Annotated in this window: 10 protein-coding genes and 1 pseudogene; 6 read left to right on the top strand and 5 right to left on the bottom strand. The window is 62.6% G+C overall.

Annotated features, from left to right (window positions below):
• The first annotated feature begins 122 nt into the window (after positions 1-122).
• Entirely contained in the window at positions 123-1,280 is a 1,158-nt protein-coding gene (locus ACODNH_RS22410; RefSeq protein WP_306711236.1) for a glutathione-independent formaldehyde dehydrogenase, read from the top strand.
• A 63-nt stretch (positions 1,281-1,343) separates the two neighbouring features.
• The gene (locus tag ACODNH_RS22405) at positions 1,344-1,505 is read left to right on the top strand and encodes a hypothetical protein (protein WP_306711015.1); all 162 of its coding nucleotides are present in this window, start codon (positions 1,344-1,346) and stop codon (positions 1,503-1,505) included.
• A 1-nt stretch (position 1,506) separates the two neighbouring features.
• On the opposite strand, the gene ACODNH_RS22400 is transcribed toward ACODNH_RS22405, so the two are convergent.
• Positions 1,507-2,589: a CobW family GTP-binding protein gene (locus ACODNH_RS22400; RefSeq protein ID WP_373567976.1), complete on the bottom strand. Its 1,083-nt coding sequence runs from the start codon at positions 2,587-2,589 to the stop codon at positions 1,507-1,509.
• A gap of 159 nt (positions 2,590-2,748) precedes the next feature.
• Between ACODNH_RS22400 and ACODNH_RS22395 the strand changes: the two genes are divergently transcribed.
• Positions 2,749-3,480 (top strand): creatininase family protein, encoded by a 732-nt coding sequence (locus tag ACODNH_RS22395; RefSeq protein WP_434531884.1) that lies wholly within the window; start codon positions 2,749-2,751, stop codon positions 3,478-3,480.
• Positions 3,481-3,721: 241 nt separating this feature from the next.
• Here ACODNH_RS22395 and fdhF read toward each other — a convergent pair whose 3' ends face one another.
• Together fdhF and ACODNH_RS22385 are read right to left on the bottom strand one after the other, a co-directional pair.
• Positions 3,722-7,030, bottom strand: coding sequence for a formate dehydrogenase subunit alpha (gene fdhF / locus ACODNH_RS22390; RefSeq protein ID WP_434531883.1), 3,309 nt, complete (start codon positions 7,028-7,030; stop codon positions 3,722-3,724).
• The gene (locus ACODNH_RS22385; protein WP_434531882.1) at positions 7,027-8,550 is read right to left on the bottom strand and encodes an NADH-ubiquinone oxidoreductase-F iron-sulfur binding region domain-containing protein; all 1,524 of its coding nucleotides are present in this window, start codon (positions 8,548-8,550) and stop codon (positions 7,027-7,029) included. The genes fdhF and ACODNH_RS22385 overlap by 4 nt, the downstream gene beginning before the upstream one ends.
• Before the next feature lie 177 nt (positions 8,551-8,727).
• On the opposite strand from ACODNH_RS22385, the gene ACODNH_RS22380 reads away from it, so the two are divergent.
• On the top strand, positions 8,728-8,997 hold the full coding sequence (locus ACODNH_RS22380) for a hypothetical protein (RefSeq protein WP_434531906.1): 270 nt from the start codon (positions 8,728-8,730) through the stop codon (positions 8,995-8,997).
• Positions 8,998-9,018: 21 nt separating this feature from the next.
• On the opposite strand, the gene ACODNH_RS22375 is transcribed toward ACODNH_RS22380, so the two are convergent.
• Positions 9,019-9,399 (bottom strand): Rid family detoxifying hydrolase, encoded by a 381-nt coding sequence (locus ACODNH_RS22375; protein ID WP_306711026.1) that lies wholly within the window; start codon positions 9,397-9,399, stop codon positions 9,019-9,021.
• Positions 9,400-9,489: 90 nt separating this feature from the next.
• Positions 9,490-9,889 (bottom strand): annotated as a pseudogene (locus tag ACODNH_RS22370) (EamA family transporter).
• A 172-nt stretch (positions 9,890-10,061) separates the two neighbouring features.
• Here ACODNH_RS22370 and ACODNH_RS22365 point away from each other — a divergent pair.
• Both ACODNH_RS22365 and ACODNH_RS22360 read left to right on the top strand, forming a co-directional pair.
• Positions 10,062-11,309, top strand: a complete 1,248-nt coding sequence (locus ACODNH_RS22365) for an NAD-binding protein (protein WP_306711030.1) — start codon at positions 10,062-10,064, stop codon at positions 11,307-11,309.
• Between the two features lie 89 nt (positions 11,310-11,398).
• On the top strand, positions 11,399-13,255 hold the full coding sequence (locus ACODNH_RS22360; protein ID WP_434531881.1) for a BCCT family transporter: 1,857 nt from the start codon (positions 11,399-11,401) through the stop codon (positions 13,253-13,255).
• Positions 13,256-13,270: the final 15 nt, after the last annotated feature.

Raw genomic sequence — 13,270 nt, 5'->3', positions numbered from 1 at the left:
ACGGGCATGGCGCGACCCCCCGGACTGCGCCGTCACGGGCCATCATCGAATTGTTCATTACAGTTAACTAGTTATAAGTGACAGCTATCCTATGGGACATATGGTTGTGTTAAACAATGTCAATGAACGCTGTTGTGTATAAGGGACCGAAAGAAGTGGCTGTCGAAGAAGTAGATGAACCGGAAGTAGAACATCCGAACGACGTACTCATCGATATCACGACGTCATGTATCTGCGGGTCCGACCTTCATATGTACGAGGGGCGGACCGCGGCGGAGCCCGGCATCGTGTTCGGCCACGAGAACATGGGTATCGTCACCGAAGTCGGGGAGGCCGTCTCCTCACTGGAGGAAGGCGACCGCGTCGTCGCGCCGTTCAACGTCGCCTGTGGCTTCTGTGAGAACTGCGAGAGCGGGTATACCGGGTTCTGTACGAACGTCAATCCCGGTTTCGCTGGCGGAGCCTACGGATACGTCGCTATGGGGCCGTACAAGGGCGGGCAAGCGGAGAAGCTCCGCATTCCCTACGCGGACTTCAACGCACTCAAACTCCCGGAGGGCGACGAGCACGAGGACGCCTTCTCGCTGCTGGCGGACATCTTCCCGACAGGCTGGCATGGGACAGAACTCGCTAACCTCGAGCCGGGCGACTCCGTCGCCATTTATGGGGCCGGTCCGGTCGGCCTGATGGCCGCCTACAGCGCGAAGATCAAGGGTGCAGCGGAGATTTACTCCGTCGACCGTGTTCCGAGCCGGCTTGAACTCGCAGAAGAACACTGCGACGCGACGCCGATCAACTTCGAGGACGGCAATCCGGTCGAGCAAATCAAAGAGCAACACGGTGGCGGAGTCGACAAGGGTGTAGACGCTGTTGGCTATCAGGCCATCGACCCGGACAAGAAAGGTGACGACGCGTACGACCCAGCGCGGGAGAATCCGGCCGTCGTCATCAACAACCTCATCCGAACGGTGAAACCGACCGGCGAACTGGGAATCCCGGGGCTCTACGTTCCCGAGGACCCGGGCGCTCCAGACGACATGGCCGCCCAGGGCCGCCTCGGCATTGACTTTGGACTGCTCTTCGAAAAAGGTCAGGCGCTCGGGACCGGACAGTGTAACGTCAAGTCGTACAACCGGGAACTACGTGACCTGATTATCGAGGGTCGCGCCGACCCCAGCTGGGTAGTCTCTCACCGTGTCGGCCTTGAAGAAGCTCCCGAGATGTACGAGGCCTTCGACAACCGTGAAGAAGGCGTCACGAAGGTGCTGCTGGAGCCCTGACACAGAGCCACCGACTCATTTTTTGGCGATAGCTATACATCCTGCTACCCGGTATGAACAGCTATGTGTCAGTACTGTAGCTACCGGTTCCACGACGGCTGGACGCAGCTCCTGTCCTATGACGACGTCTATCAGGACGCGATGGGCGGCGACTCCGAGTCGACCTATGGCTTCCACGAGTCGTGGGACGAACTCCGCGAGGAGGTTGGCTACGGCGCGACCTGACTCACCCCTCCCGTGGGAACGGATCGCTGACAAACGTCTGCGTTCGCTCTTCGTCCGTGGCCAGACAGCTGTCGAGTTCGGCTTTGATGTCGTCCTCGTCCATCTCCTGTCCGATGAAGACGAGTCGCGTGGACGGGCCGTCGTCGCCCCACTTCCCGATGGGTCCGGCCTGAATAGACGGGCCAGCCTGACTCACGCCCAGCACCGTCTCGGGTCTGCTGGCGACCCAGGTGAACCCTTTTGCGCGGACGATAGCCCCGTCCCAGTCGTCGAGCCAGTCGTTGAACCGACCGGGGTGAAACGGCGTGTCACGGCGGTAGACAAACGACTCGACGCCGTGGGCTGCTGCCGCCCCGTCGTCATGACCGTGACCATCGTGGTTGTCCGCCCCGGCTAACGCCTGTTTCCAGCCCTGCTGTCGCTTGGCATCCTCAAAATCAAACTGTCCGGTCCCCAGTACATCGCCGGGGTCGACTTCGCTGTACGTGGTTCGATGGATGGCTGCTCGGGGTTGGAGCGCCCTGACTGCGGCTTCTACGGCGTCCAGCGCATCATCGGGGACCATGTCACACTTGTTCAGGAGGAGCACGTCACAGAACTCTATCTGGTCGATCAGTACTTCGGTGAGCGGGCGTTCGGGGTCGGGGGCAGCCTCCGGAAGCGATTCCTCGGGATCGAACGCCTTCCAGAATCCGTAGGCGTCAACGACTGAAACCGTCGTATCTAGATGCAAGCCGTCGGGCGGGTCGCCCTCGTCCGGGCCGACTGTCAGCGTTCTGGCGATGGGAATCGGTTCGCTAATACCGGAGGCTTCGACGACAAGATAGTCAAACGTCCGCTCCTCGGCAAGTCGCGTCACCTCGGTGACGAGGTCATCCTGCAGTCGGCAACAGATACAGCCGTTCGAGAGGTCTACGACGCCCTCCTCCCCCGACTCTGCTTCGTCCGCGAGAAGCTCGGCATCGACGTTTATTTCTCCCATATCGTTGACGACGACGGCGATTCGCCGTTCTCCGGGCTCACTCAACAACCTGTTTACCAGTGTCGTTTTCCCCGCGCCGAGCGGCCCGCTGATGACCGTCATTGGAACCGAACCCGAGCTATCGATAGCCATGCTGTCACAACACACGTGTCAATGCGTATTAAAGCCGCGTCCGGACGCTAACTGGAGACGCAAGCTGTGCCTCGACTGTCCTACCCGCTGAGAGAATGGCTTTATTTCGCCCCGACCAGAGATGCGACCATGGAACTGCAGACGGAGACGTGGACCGATATGGCGGAGGTCGAGACGGACTTGGCGCTCCTTCCTGTCGGAAGTACGGAGCAACACGGGCCACATGCCCCGCTCGGAACGGATACGCTCGACGCCGAAGCGGTCGCCGAACGCGGTGCTGAGCGCCACGACGACCCTGTCGTCGTCGCACCGGCAGTCCCCGTCGGCGTCGCCGAGGAGCATCGGGCCTTTTCAGGGACGCTGTGGACGTCTGAATCGACGTTTCGGTCCTACGTCCGTGACATTGTCCGGAGCCTCGCCAGCCACGGCTGGGACCACGTGGTGCTGGTCAACGGCCACGGCGGCAACATCGACGCGTTGCGGGAAGTCGCGGGCACAATAACCCGCCACGACGAGGCCTTTGCCGTCCCGTTCACGTGGTTCAACGCAGTCGGCGACCACAGCGCCGACATGGGCCATGGTGGGCCGCTGGAAACCTCGCTGCTCCAGCATACGCATCCAGAGACGGTCCACGAAGACCGGCTGGATGAGGCCGCAGACGGTGGTAGCGACGGCTGGGGGGAGTGGCAAAGCGGCGTCAACCTTGCGTTCGATTCCGACGAGTTCACTGAGAACGGGGTTGTCGGTGATCCGCGTGAGGGCAGCGCCGAACGCGGGGAGACCCTGCTGGACCTAGCAACAGAGTCACTCGTCGACCTCCTTGATGAAATCGCGGATCGACCGGCCGGGCCGCGTGAGTAAGCAGTGAGGTAAGCGCAAATAGCTTATATTGAAACTATGCTATCTGGTTAGGTATAGACATAGTTCACACCCACCCTCTTAGTAAGAAATATTTGCTTACGTAAATTCGGGATGGATAACTACTAACGCTAACAGATAGCGGTAAATAAACCGAAAATATATCTGTATACTCGGCGACTGTCTGAGCCTGTCACAATCCTATTCACGGCCCCGTGTATTGATAAAAAGCGGATGCGCCGACTCAGTCGTCGCCTGTCCCTCGCTTCCGGACCTGTTTCCCGCCGGCGTCTGGCGTCCGGAGCACCGTCTCGTCCGTCTCCGGGCCCAGCACTTCCACGCGAACACTGGACACTTTGTACTCAGGAATGCCGGCGGTTGGGTCGAACGTCTCGCCGGTGAGTTTGTTGACCGCACCAGCCGCGAAGTGCATCGGGATGAACAGCGTCCCCGGGCCGACGCGCTCGATCACTTGCGCCTTGACAACGATGTCACCCCGTCGGGACTCGACGCGGACGTACTCCTCATCGGCGATGCCGAGCTTTTCGGCGGTCTCGGGATGCACCTCGACGAAACTCTCGCCGACGTGGCTCATCAGTCCCTCGACGCGGCGGGTGATCTGGCCCGTGTGCCAGTGATACAGCACGCGCCCCGAGGTGAGCGTTAGCGGGTACTCTTCGTCGGGAATTTCGCCGGGGTGTCCGCCGTCGGCGGGAACGAAGCGGGCCTTCCCGTCCTCGAAGTTGAAGTTCCCCTCCTCGTAGTCATAGAGGTACGGCGTGCCCTCGTGGTCCTCGTCCCAGCAGGGCCATTGGAGGCCGTGCTCTTCGCCAGATTCGAGCCGGTCGTAGGTGACGCCACCGTAGATGGGCGCAAGCGAGTTGATTTCGTCCATGACCTCCCGCGGGTGGTCGTAGTCCCAGTCGTAGCCCAGCCGACGGGCCAACGCCTGCGTTATCTCCCAGTCTTGGCGGGCCTTGCCCGGCGGCTCGGACGTGGGCCGAACCCGCTGGATGCGGCGCTCCGTATTGGTGAATGTGCCGTGTTTCTCCGGCGAGGTGGCCGCCGGCAGCACCACGTCGGCGTAGTCCGCTGTTTCGGTCATGAAGATGTCCTGTACGACGAGGAACTCCAGGTCTTCCAAGGCCTCGGCGGCGTGCTGGATGTCGGGTTCCGAGAGCGCCGGGTTCTCGCCGACGACGTACATCCCCCGGAGGTTCCCCGCGTGGGCCTCGGCGAGCATCTCCGGCACTTTGAGTCCGGGTTCCTCGGGCGGTCGCTCGCCCCACGCGTCAGCGAACTTTTCGCCGACCTCCTCATCTGCCGGGTTCTGATAGCCCGGCAGGCTTCCCGGAAGCGTTCCCATGTCGCCACCGCCGCCCTGAACGTTGTTCTGGCCGCGGAACGGCGAGAGGCCGGCACCGGGCTTGCCGACCTGCCCGAGGACGAGCGCGAGGTCAGCCATCGCGATGAGATTCTCCGTCCCGTGGCTCTGCTGGGTCATGCCCATCGCCCAGCCGAACACGACGCTGTCGGCTTCGGCGAGCGTCTCGGCCGCCGAAGCAAGCTCCTCTGGCGACACACCTGCCAGCTCCTCGACTTTCTCGGGCGTGAACGCTTGGACTTTCTCTCTGACTTCCTCGAAATTCTTCGTGTTGCGCTCGATGAAGTCCTCGTCGTGGAGGTCGTGTTCGATGATGTACCGGATCAGGCCGTTGAGCCAGGCCACGTCGTATCCGGGGTTGGTCCGGGTGTACTGGTCGGCATGTTCGGCGATGCCGACCTTCCGCGGGTCGAACACGACGAGGTCGGCTCCCTCGCGGACGTTCTGTTTGATCCGCGTGGCGAGCACCGGATGTGACTCCGTCGTGTTGGAGCCGCTGATGAGGTACGCGTCGGCCTCGCCGATGTCCTCGTTGATGCGGTTGGTCATCGCGCCGTAGCCGAGCGTCTGCTGGAGCGCTGCCACCGTCGAGGAGTGACACAGCCGCGCGCAATTGTCGATGTTCTTCGTGCCCAGCACCTGCCGGGCGAACTTCTGGACGAGGTACGCCTCCTCGTTGCTCCCCTTCGATGAGGCCAGACAGCCCAGTGAGTCGATGCCGTGGGCGTCCTGAATCTCGCTAAAGCGCTTAGCCACATAGTCTAGCGCTTCGTCCCAGGTCGTCGGTTCGAGGTCGCCGTCGTCGTTGCGGATGAGCGGCTCCGTGACTCGCTGTTCACTGTTGGCGAACTCGTGGCCGAACTTCCCTTTCACGCAGGTCGAGAAGTTGTTCGCGGGCGCGTCGTCGGGGTCATCAACCGGAACGACGCCGAGCGAGTCGCCGTCCTTGCCCCACATCTCGAACCGGCAACCGACGGCACAGAACCCGCAGGTCGTCTCCTGCTTGTCGATCTTCGAGAGCCGGTAGTCGCTGACCACGCTGGCGATGTCGAACAGTCGACCCTCAGGCATCGTGTTCGCCGCGATGCTCTCGGCGGTGTGTTCGCCGGCGAGGAACGCCTTCTTCCCATAGTCCTTGGCGATGTCGCCGGCTCGTCGCTTGGCCTGCGACGCGAACTTGGCGAGGCCTTTCTTTTCATCGGCTCTCGGGTCACCGGGTTCGAATCCGCGATTCGGGGCGGTGGTGTCATCGATGGTCTCGGCGTCCTCGTGTTCGATGACGGTCCCGATGGAGTTCCGTTGCGTGAACCCCGGCAGCGGGAGCGTCGCCGCGCCGTCGATGCCCTTCTCGGTCAGCGAGCCGGTGGGGCAGACGGTAGCGCAGTGCCCGCAGGAGACACACTCCGAGTCGTGCATGGTCTCGGCGTCGGACTGGAAGCCGATGCGGGTGTCCTCGCCGTGACCTTCGATTCGGAGGACACCTTCGACCTGCACGTCGTTGCAGGCGTCGACACAGCGGTTACAGAGAATGCATTTGTTGCGGTCGATCTGGATGAACGAGGAGGTGTCGTCGATGGGTTCGTACTGGTCGCGTTCATCGAAGACGCCGTAGCGGGGGTGGTCCACACCTTCGCTGATGGCGGCGTCCTGCAGTTCACAGCGGCCGTTACCGTTGCAGGTGGTACACCGGAGGTTGTGGTTCGACAGCACGAGGTCGAGGTTGACGCTGCGGGCTTCCTCGGCGTCGGGCGTATCCGTCGAAACGGAGAGGCCGTCTTCGGCGGGGAACGAACACGACGGGACGAGGCCGTGTTCCTCGGTCTCGACCATGCAGGTGCGACACTCGCTGCGTGGGCCGATCTCGTCGCTACAGTCCCCGTCGCGGTCGTAGTAACACAGTGCCGGTACGTCGGCGTCGTCTTCGACGCCCTCGGCACCGGGGTCGACGCTGACGATATCGTCGTCGAGGTCCTGTAGCGCGTCGATAATTGTCGATCCCGGGGCGACCGTGACCCGCTCGCCGTCGACGGTCAGCGTCGTCGGGTCATCCGTGTCGGTCCCCACGTCAGGGTCGTTGGCGGTGCCGGTCTCGAACTCGCGGGTGACTGGCGTCTCCGGCTGCGGGTCGTGCAGGTCTGGAACTCGTGGAATCGATTTGTCTGTGCTCATAGTTTCTCCGTACAGGTGCCGCTGGGACAGTGTCCCTCGGTGTGGGCGCGGAACTCGGGTTCGAATTCGTCGATGGCGGTGGTCACCGGCCGCGGTGCGTGCGCGCCGGTCTGACAGTTACTGGACTGGCGCATCACCCGGCCGAGTTCGCGTATCTTGCCGGTCTCGAAGGAGCCGTCATATATGTCGCGCAGGAGTTCAGCGAGCTGTTTCGTCCCCTCGCGACCAGGGACGCATCGGCCGCTGTTCTCTATCGATGCGAACCGCGCCCGCTTTCCGACCGTCTCGACGGCACATCGGTCGGTGTCGAACAGTTCGACGACGCCGTCGGTTCCGAGGCCCGTCGTCTGGAGCGACTGCGCAGTCGGTGCCATATCGAGGCTGCGCGTGACACCGCCGAGAACGCCGCCGACGCAGGCCATTTTGAACGACCCGTCCATCTCGACCGCCTCACGTACCGCCGCGAGGCTTGCGCTGGACCCGAGTTCGACGGTCGCATGGTTGGCAACGTCGCCAGTGACCGTTACGAGTCGCGTTCCGGGGTCCGCGGCGTCAGCGTCGACGCTGTCTGGCTCGGCGATGGCCCGCTGGACGTGCGCAAACGTCCGCGGCGTGTGGATGACTGTTGGGCGGCCGTATAGCCCTCGTTTGGCCGGTGCTGGCGGCTGGAGCCGCGGCTCGATGCGGTCGGCTCCTTCCAGTGCTTCAAGCGCCGCCGTCGGTTCGCCGGCACGGAACTCGTCCGGGCCGGCCACCAGTTGCGGAACAACTGGCAGGCTGTCGCCGGCTGCGTCGATTGCTTCCCGGAGGTCCGCTTGCAGGTCAATTTGCGACTCATTGACATAGATGACGGCGTCGCCGGCGTCCACGTGCTCGGCGACCGCCGCAATCCCGTCCAGAACTGCCATCGGTGCGCCAGAGAGGAGCGTGTCGTCGCCCGTCGGGAGGTCGCTGGCGTCGTTGGCGTTACAGACGACCACCGGGTCACCGTCGGTTTCGCTGGCCGTCTCCCACGCGTCGGCGACTGGCTCGTCCGCGGCCGCGTCCCCGCGACCGCGGCCCAGCAGCCCGGCCTCTGCTGCAGCGTCGGCAGTCTGCCCAGTCGAGACGAACAACCAGTCAGCCGGTTCGAGCGGAGCCACCCAGCCACAGGGGCCCAGTACGTCACGGTGGCCGACCGAGAGCGGTCCGTGCTCCGGGACGGGAAGCGAAGCCGTCTTGGGGTCGTGTTCGACGACGGCGTCTGCGTCGGCTGTCGGTACTGTCTCAGCTTCTAGTTCGGCGACGAGGTCACGGACGGTCGCCGGTGAGGGGTTGGCGTAGAACGCTGTCCGCCCGCTACTCGTAGTCATTACCAGCGGCGTGACCGCTGTGATGCCTGTCGGCCCTGTCCTGACCACAGGGACCGAGTCCGCCGCCGCTCGTGCAGCGGAGTAGACCCGGTCCCCACTCTGTGACCGGCCGTCCGTCGACACCCGGACGACGGTCGAATGAGCGAGGGCCGTGGTTTCCCGTGTCATACTCTTTGCGTCGTGCTGAACGATTAAAAACCCCAGCCGAGCGGTCCCGGGACCACCGATTGCAGTGGAGTCATCTTCCCGCACAATATATCACTTGTCCACATATTGATGGGACAGCGCTGGTCAGACCATTCCGTCGAAACAATGTGGTAGCGGGACGTTACCCCAATCGAAATGATGAATTCACAGTTCGAGGAAGTCAAGACGGAGGCGTCGGCCGCGATAACTGAGGACGACTTGCGCTCAGTGTACACCGGTATTATCCACGAGGACGGCCGCCACGAGTACTACTTCGGTAACGACACCGAAGAAGCAGCCGAACTCCGGGAGGCAGCGGCAATACAGCTCGGGATGTTGCTCCGCGTCCTCGCGGACCGCTCGGACAGCAGCGTCGACGAACTGACGACGCTCGCCGCAGAGCGAGCAGAACAGATGGAGTTGCGGTAGGATACGGAACGGCCGCCCCCGCTAGTCGGTGGTTGCGATAGCTTCGATTTCCACCGCTGCACCTTTCGGGACCGCACCCACGCCGACGGCACTCCGCGCCGGTGGCTCCGATTCGAAAAACTCGCTGTAGGCCTCGTTGAACGCATCGAAGTCGTCGATGTCGTCGAGATAGACGGTTGTCTTGAGTACGTCGTCCAGCGAGAGCCCTTCTGACTCCAGAATCGCCGCGACATTGTGAAGACACTGTCGTGTCTGGTCGGAGACAGGCTCGTCGTCGAGCAGTTCGCCGTCCGTTGTGAGCGGGAGCTGTCCGGCGGTGATGAGGAGGTCGGCGTTCGACGTTGCCTGACTGTACGCTCCGACCGCGGCCGGTGCCTCGTCGGTGCTGATTACATGCTTCATATCCGGCCGTACCTGTCCCCATCGGATAAACCCCTGCCGTGACGGGTCACGCTTGCACAACATTCTCGGGCGCTTACCAGTTGTGTCCAGTCATTGATTGATGACGACAATCGCTATCAGCGCCAGACCGATGCCGGCGACTTTCGTCAACGTCATTGACTCCCCGAACGCGATGACGCCGATGACCGCGGCGGTGATGAAGTACATCCCACCGATGGTGGACACGATTGATGTGGGCCCCACAGTCACGCCGACGAACGTCGACAGCCGCCGCGACGCCCGCCGCGCTGGCGAACATCATCCCCCGGTTTGTGACGACGAACGATGCGTCTGAGACGACGACGTATATCTCGGTGACGACCGTCGCAGTGGCGTACGACACGAACGCCGCGGTCTCCGGGTCCATCGTACTCGACGCAACGTTGCCGAACGCGATCCAGAACCCCCAGGCTATCATCGTTCCCAGCCCAAACAGGACGGCGGCGTTCATCGGTTCAGCCTCCGGATGAGTTGGTCCCCACTCCCTCTAAGTGCCCTGGGCGAACAGCGACATCTATGCTCGTGCAATCGACGCATTGATCCGATCGTACGGGAGGCGGTGACTTGAGTCCAGTGTGCGTTCGCCGCGTGATTTTTATATTGACTCCGACAAACGTATGTCAATGGCTAACGTCCCAGAAGACTCGTCGGACCGGACACTGGAGGACGTGTTCTACCCGGCTGACAGAGTTCCGTTCATCGAGTGGGACGAGCTATCTGGCGCAAAACCGACGGTCGTCCTGACCGGTGTGGTCGCGCTGCTGGCGTTCGTGACCGGTCTTTCGAACCTCAGCCAGGCGTCGATTGCACTCACTGGCCCACTGACCGCAGTCGTCGATATTCCGCTACTTTTCGTCAGGTTTGGTGGGGTGTTGTTCGCGTTCATCCTCGGCATTGTGACGGTTGGACTCCAGCGGCGCAAACAGCTTGCCTGGCGCGTGGCGGCCGTCGTGCTTCTCGGTCTGGTACTGCTACCGCTTGCCACGTTTCAGCCAACAGATATCCCGTTGTTGTTGCTAACGCTGGTCACGTACCCACTGCTGGTCCGGAACCGTCACCGATTCGATCAGTCTCTTGACCTCTCGCCGATTCAGATCGCATCGCTGTCGGCGATTTTCGGCGTCGTTCTCTACGGGACTGTGGGTGCCTACGGGCTTCGAGGTCAATTCCTCGAACTCGACAGTTGGGGCGACGCCGTATACTACGTCGTCGTCACAATCGCAACAGTCGGCTACGGCGATATCACACCCGTGACGGCGGAAGCACGGTGGTTCTCGCTCTCTATCATCCTGTTCGGAACCGGCGCGTTCACCGTCGCCGTGGGCGCGCTCATCGGCCCTGCTATCGAATCCAGAATGGCGACAGCGTTCGGAGTCATGACAGCATCAGAACTCACACTCCTTGAGGACCACGTCGTGGTTCTCGGGTACGGAGACGTTACGGCATCGCTGCTTGAGGAACTTGGCGACGAGACGGAGGTTGTGGTCGTTACACCCGACGAGGAGACGGTCGCGTCGCTACAAGGAGAGGGGGTGAATCTGCTCACCGGTGATCCCACCGATGAGGATGTCCTCAGGGACGCACGCGTCGGGGCCGCAAGCGGCGTTGTCGTAGGGAGTAACGACGACGCCCGCGACGTGCTGGCTGTCATCGCGACGAAAAACGTCAATCCGGACATCCGCACAGTCGCAGCAGCGACTGCCGAGAAACACGTCGAGAAGTTCCGCGCGGTCGGGGCGGACGAAGTTATCAACCCCCGGTCGATTGGCGGGCGGCTTCTGGGACAGTCGGTGCTGGGCCGTGAGTCGAGCGAACCACTGCTGGACGGAATCGTCGCGGACGACGAGGGGAGTGGAGACACCCCCGAGTAACGGTCCCGACGCTCGCCAGCGACGGTGTCGACCGCCTTGCATCACACTGTGGGATACTAATATATGTATACGATACTGAATATCGATGTATGGCCACCTCGGACGCCAGTGGCATTTCGGAGATCGTTGGCCAGCTACTGGTGCCACTGTGTGCTGCGTCCGGGGCGCTCGTGCTCGCGGGGTTCTTCTTTCCGACGCTTGTCGGCGAAGCCGTGACCGGTCCGGCGTGGCTGACTATCGCCCTCGTGTTTTTCAGCTCGGGACTCTGTTATATAGCGCTCCTTCCATACTCCGAAGACGCAACCAGGCCGGCCGCGGCCGATGTCCTGCTCCGCGTCCGTCGGACCAATGTCAGGCGGGCCGTCCGGGAGTTCCTTACACAGCACGAGCCAGCTATCCTCACGTTCCCCGTGCTCGTGTTCGCCGCGTTCTTGGGGCTCCAGATCGCATTCCCCGCACGGACGACGGGTGCTGTTGACGCCGCCGCTGCCACAGTCCTTCGCGGCGGCGGTCCACTGTTTCTCGCTGCCGTCTTCCTCTCCGTCTGTTACTGTCTGTTCCTACTGGTTGGGCCCTGGGGAGACATCAAATTGGGCGGTCCGGACACGGAACCCAGTTACACCTATCCGACGTACTTTACGCTCGTGTTTACCGCTGGCATCGCAGCTGGACTGGTCTTCTGGGGTCCTACCGAGGCCCTGTTTCACTACGACCAGCCACCGCCGTACGTCGGGGCAGCCGCCGGGTCGCCGGGCGCGGTCAACGGTGCGCTTGTGTACACCCTCTTTCACTGGGGCGTCTCGGCCTGGAGCGCCTACGCCGTCATCGGCGTCCCGATAGCGTACTTCGCGTTCACGCGGGACGCACCACTCCGGGTTTCGACGGTGCTGGCACCGATTCTCGGTGTCGATGAACTTGACTCGGCCTGGGCTACACTGGTCGATACGTTGGCCGTCTTTGCCACTATCGGCGGCATCGCCACCTCGGTCGCACTCGTGAGCGAGCAGTTCCTCGCCGGAATCAATTACCAGTGGGACGTGGCAGCCGGTGAGGTCGGGCCGGTCCTGTTCGTCGGCGGCCTGACGCTGATATTCGTTGTCTCCAGTGCGACTGGAATCCACCGTGGCATCCGTCGCATCGCCGGTCTCAATATCGTCCTGTTCGGCCTGTTCGCGCTTCTCATCGCTGCCGTCGGTCCACGGTCGTTCATTCTCCAGCGAGGAACGCAGGCACTTGGGACCTACGTGGTGGAGTTCGTTCCGTTGAGTCTTCACACGGGCGGGCAGTGGGTCGCGGCGTGGACCGTCTGGAACTGGTCGTGGTGGTTTTCCTGGGCACCCTTCGCGGGGCTGTTCATCGCCGCACTCTCCCGCGGCCGCCGGGTCAGAACTGTCGTGTTCACGAGTGTCGTCGCAACCTCGGCGGCGACGATGGTCTGGTTCCTGCTGCTCGGTGGCACGTCACTGTTCATCCAGCAGACAGGGCAGGCCGATATCCTTGCCGCGATCGCACAGCGTGGTGGTTCGGAAGCCGTCGCCGGGTTCCCGCTGTTCGCGTCGCTGCCGCTTGGACAGCTCCTGATGTTCCTGTTTCTCGCGCTCATCATCGTGTTCATGGCCACATCGGCGGATACCTCGACGCTCGTCGTCTCGGTTCTGGCGACCCGACGGGGGATGGCACCGTCGGCGACGCATATCGTCTTCTGGGGCGTTTTTCAGGGAGCGGTCGCTGTCTCGGTGTTGCTTCTTGGAGGCGCTGAGACGCTACAGGCTCTGGCCGTCCTGACTGGCGGCCCGTTCGCCGTGATCTCACTCGTGGCGGTCGGCGGGCTAACCGTGACATGGTACCGGGACGAGCAGGGCCACACGTCCCTCCTCAGACGCGCCGTCAGGAAATTGCCGACCGTTCAGACACACCACGACGTCGACCCACCCGAAAAGAAGTAGATTGCGCCGGCGATG

Source organism: Haloarcula sp. NS06, from assembly GCF_051122755.1.
Classification (GTDB): Archaea; Halobacteriota; Halobacteria; order Halobacteriales; family Haloarculaceae; genus Haloarcula.
The sequence above is the reverse complement of the archived record's forward strand: the minus strand, read 5'-3'. Positions and strand labels throughout refer to the sequence as shown.

Excerpts from the sequence above, each read along its gene's own strand:
- ACODNH_RS22410 (WP_306711236.1), top strand. The coding sequence starts at position 123 with ATGAACGCTGTTGTGTATAAGGGACCGAAAGAAGTGGCTGTCGAAGAA.
- fdhF (WP_434531883.1), bottom strand. The coding sequence starts at position 7,030 with ATGAGCACAGACAAATCGATTCCACGAGTTCCAGACCTGCACGACCCG.
- ACODNH_RS22375 (WP_306711026.1), bottom strand. The coding sequence starts at position 9,399 with ATGAAGCATGTAATCAGCACCGACGAGGCACCGGCCGCGGTCGGAGCG.
- ACODNH_RS22385 (WP_434531882.1), bottom strand. The coding sequence starts at position 8,550 with ATGACACGGGAAACCACGGCCCTCGCTCATTCGACCGTCGTCCGGGTG.
- ACODNH_RS22365 (WP_306711030.1), top strand. The coding sequence starts at position 10,062 with ATGGCTAACGTCCCAGAAGACTCGTCGGACCGGACACTGGAGGACGTG.
- ACODNH_RS22360 (WP_434531881.1), top strand. The coding sequence starts at position 11,399 with ATGGCCACCTCGGACGCCAGTGGCATTTCGGAGATCGTTGGCCAGCTA.
- ACODNH_RS22405 (WP_306711015.1), top strand. The coding sequence starts at position 1,344 with ATGTGTCAGTACTGTAGCTACCGGTTCCACGACGGCTGGACGCAGCTC.
- ACODNH_RS22400 (WP_373567976.1), bottom strand. The coding sequence starts at position 2,589 with ATGACGGTCATCAGCGGGCCGCTCGGCGCGGGGAAAACGACACTGGTA.
- ACODNH_RS22380 (WP_434531906.1), top strand. The coding sequence starts at position 8,728 with ATGAATTCACAGTTCGAGGAAGTCAAGACGGAGGCGTCGGCCGCGATA.
- ACODNH_RS22395 (WP_434531884.1), top strand. The coding sequence starts at position 2,749 with ATGGAACTGCAGACGGAGACGTGGACCGATATGGCGGAGGTCGAGACG.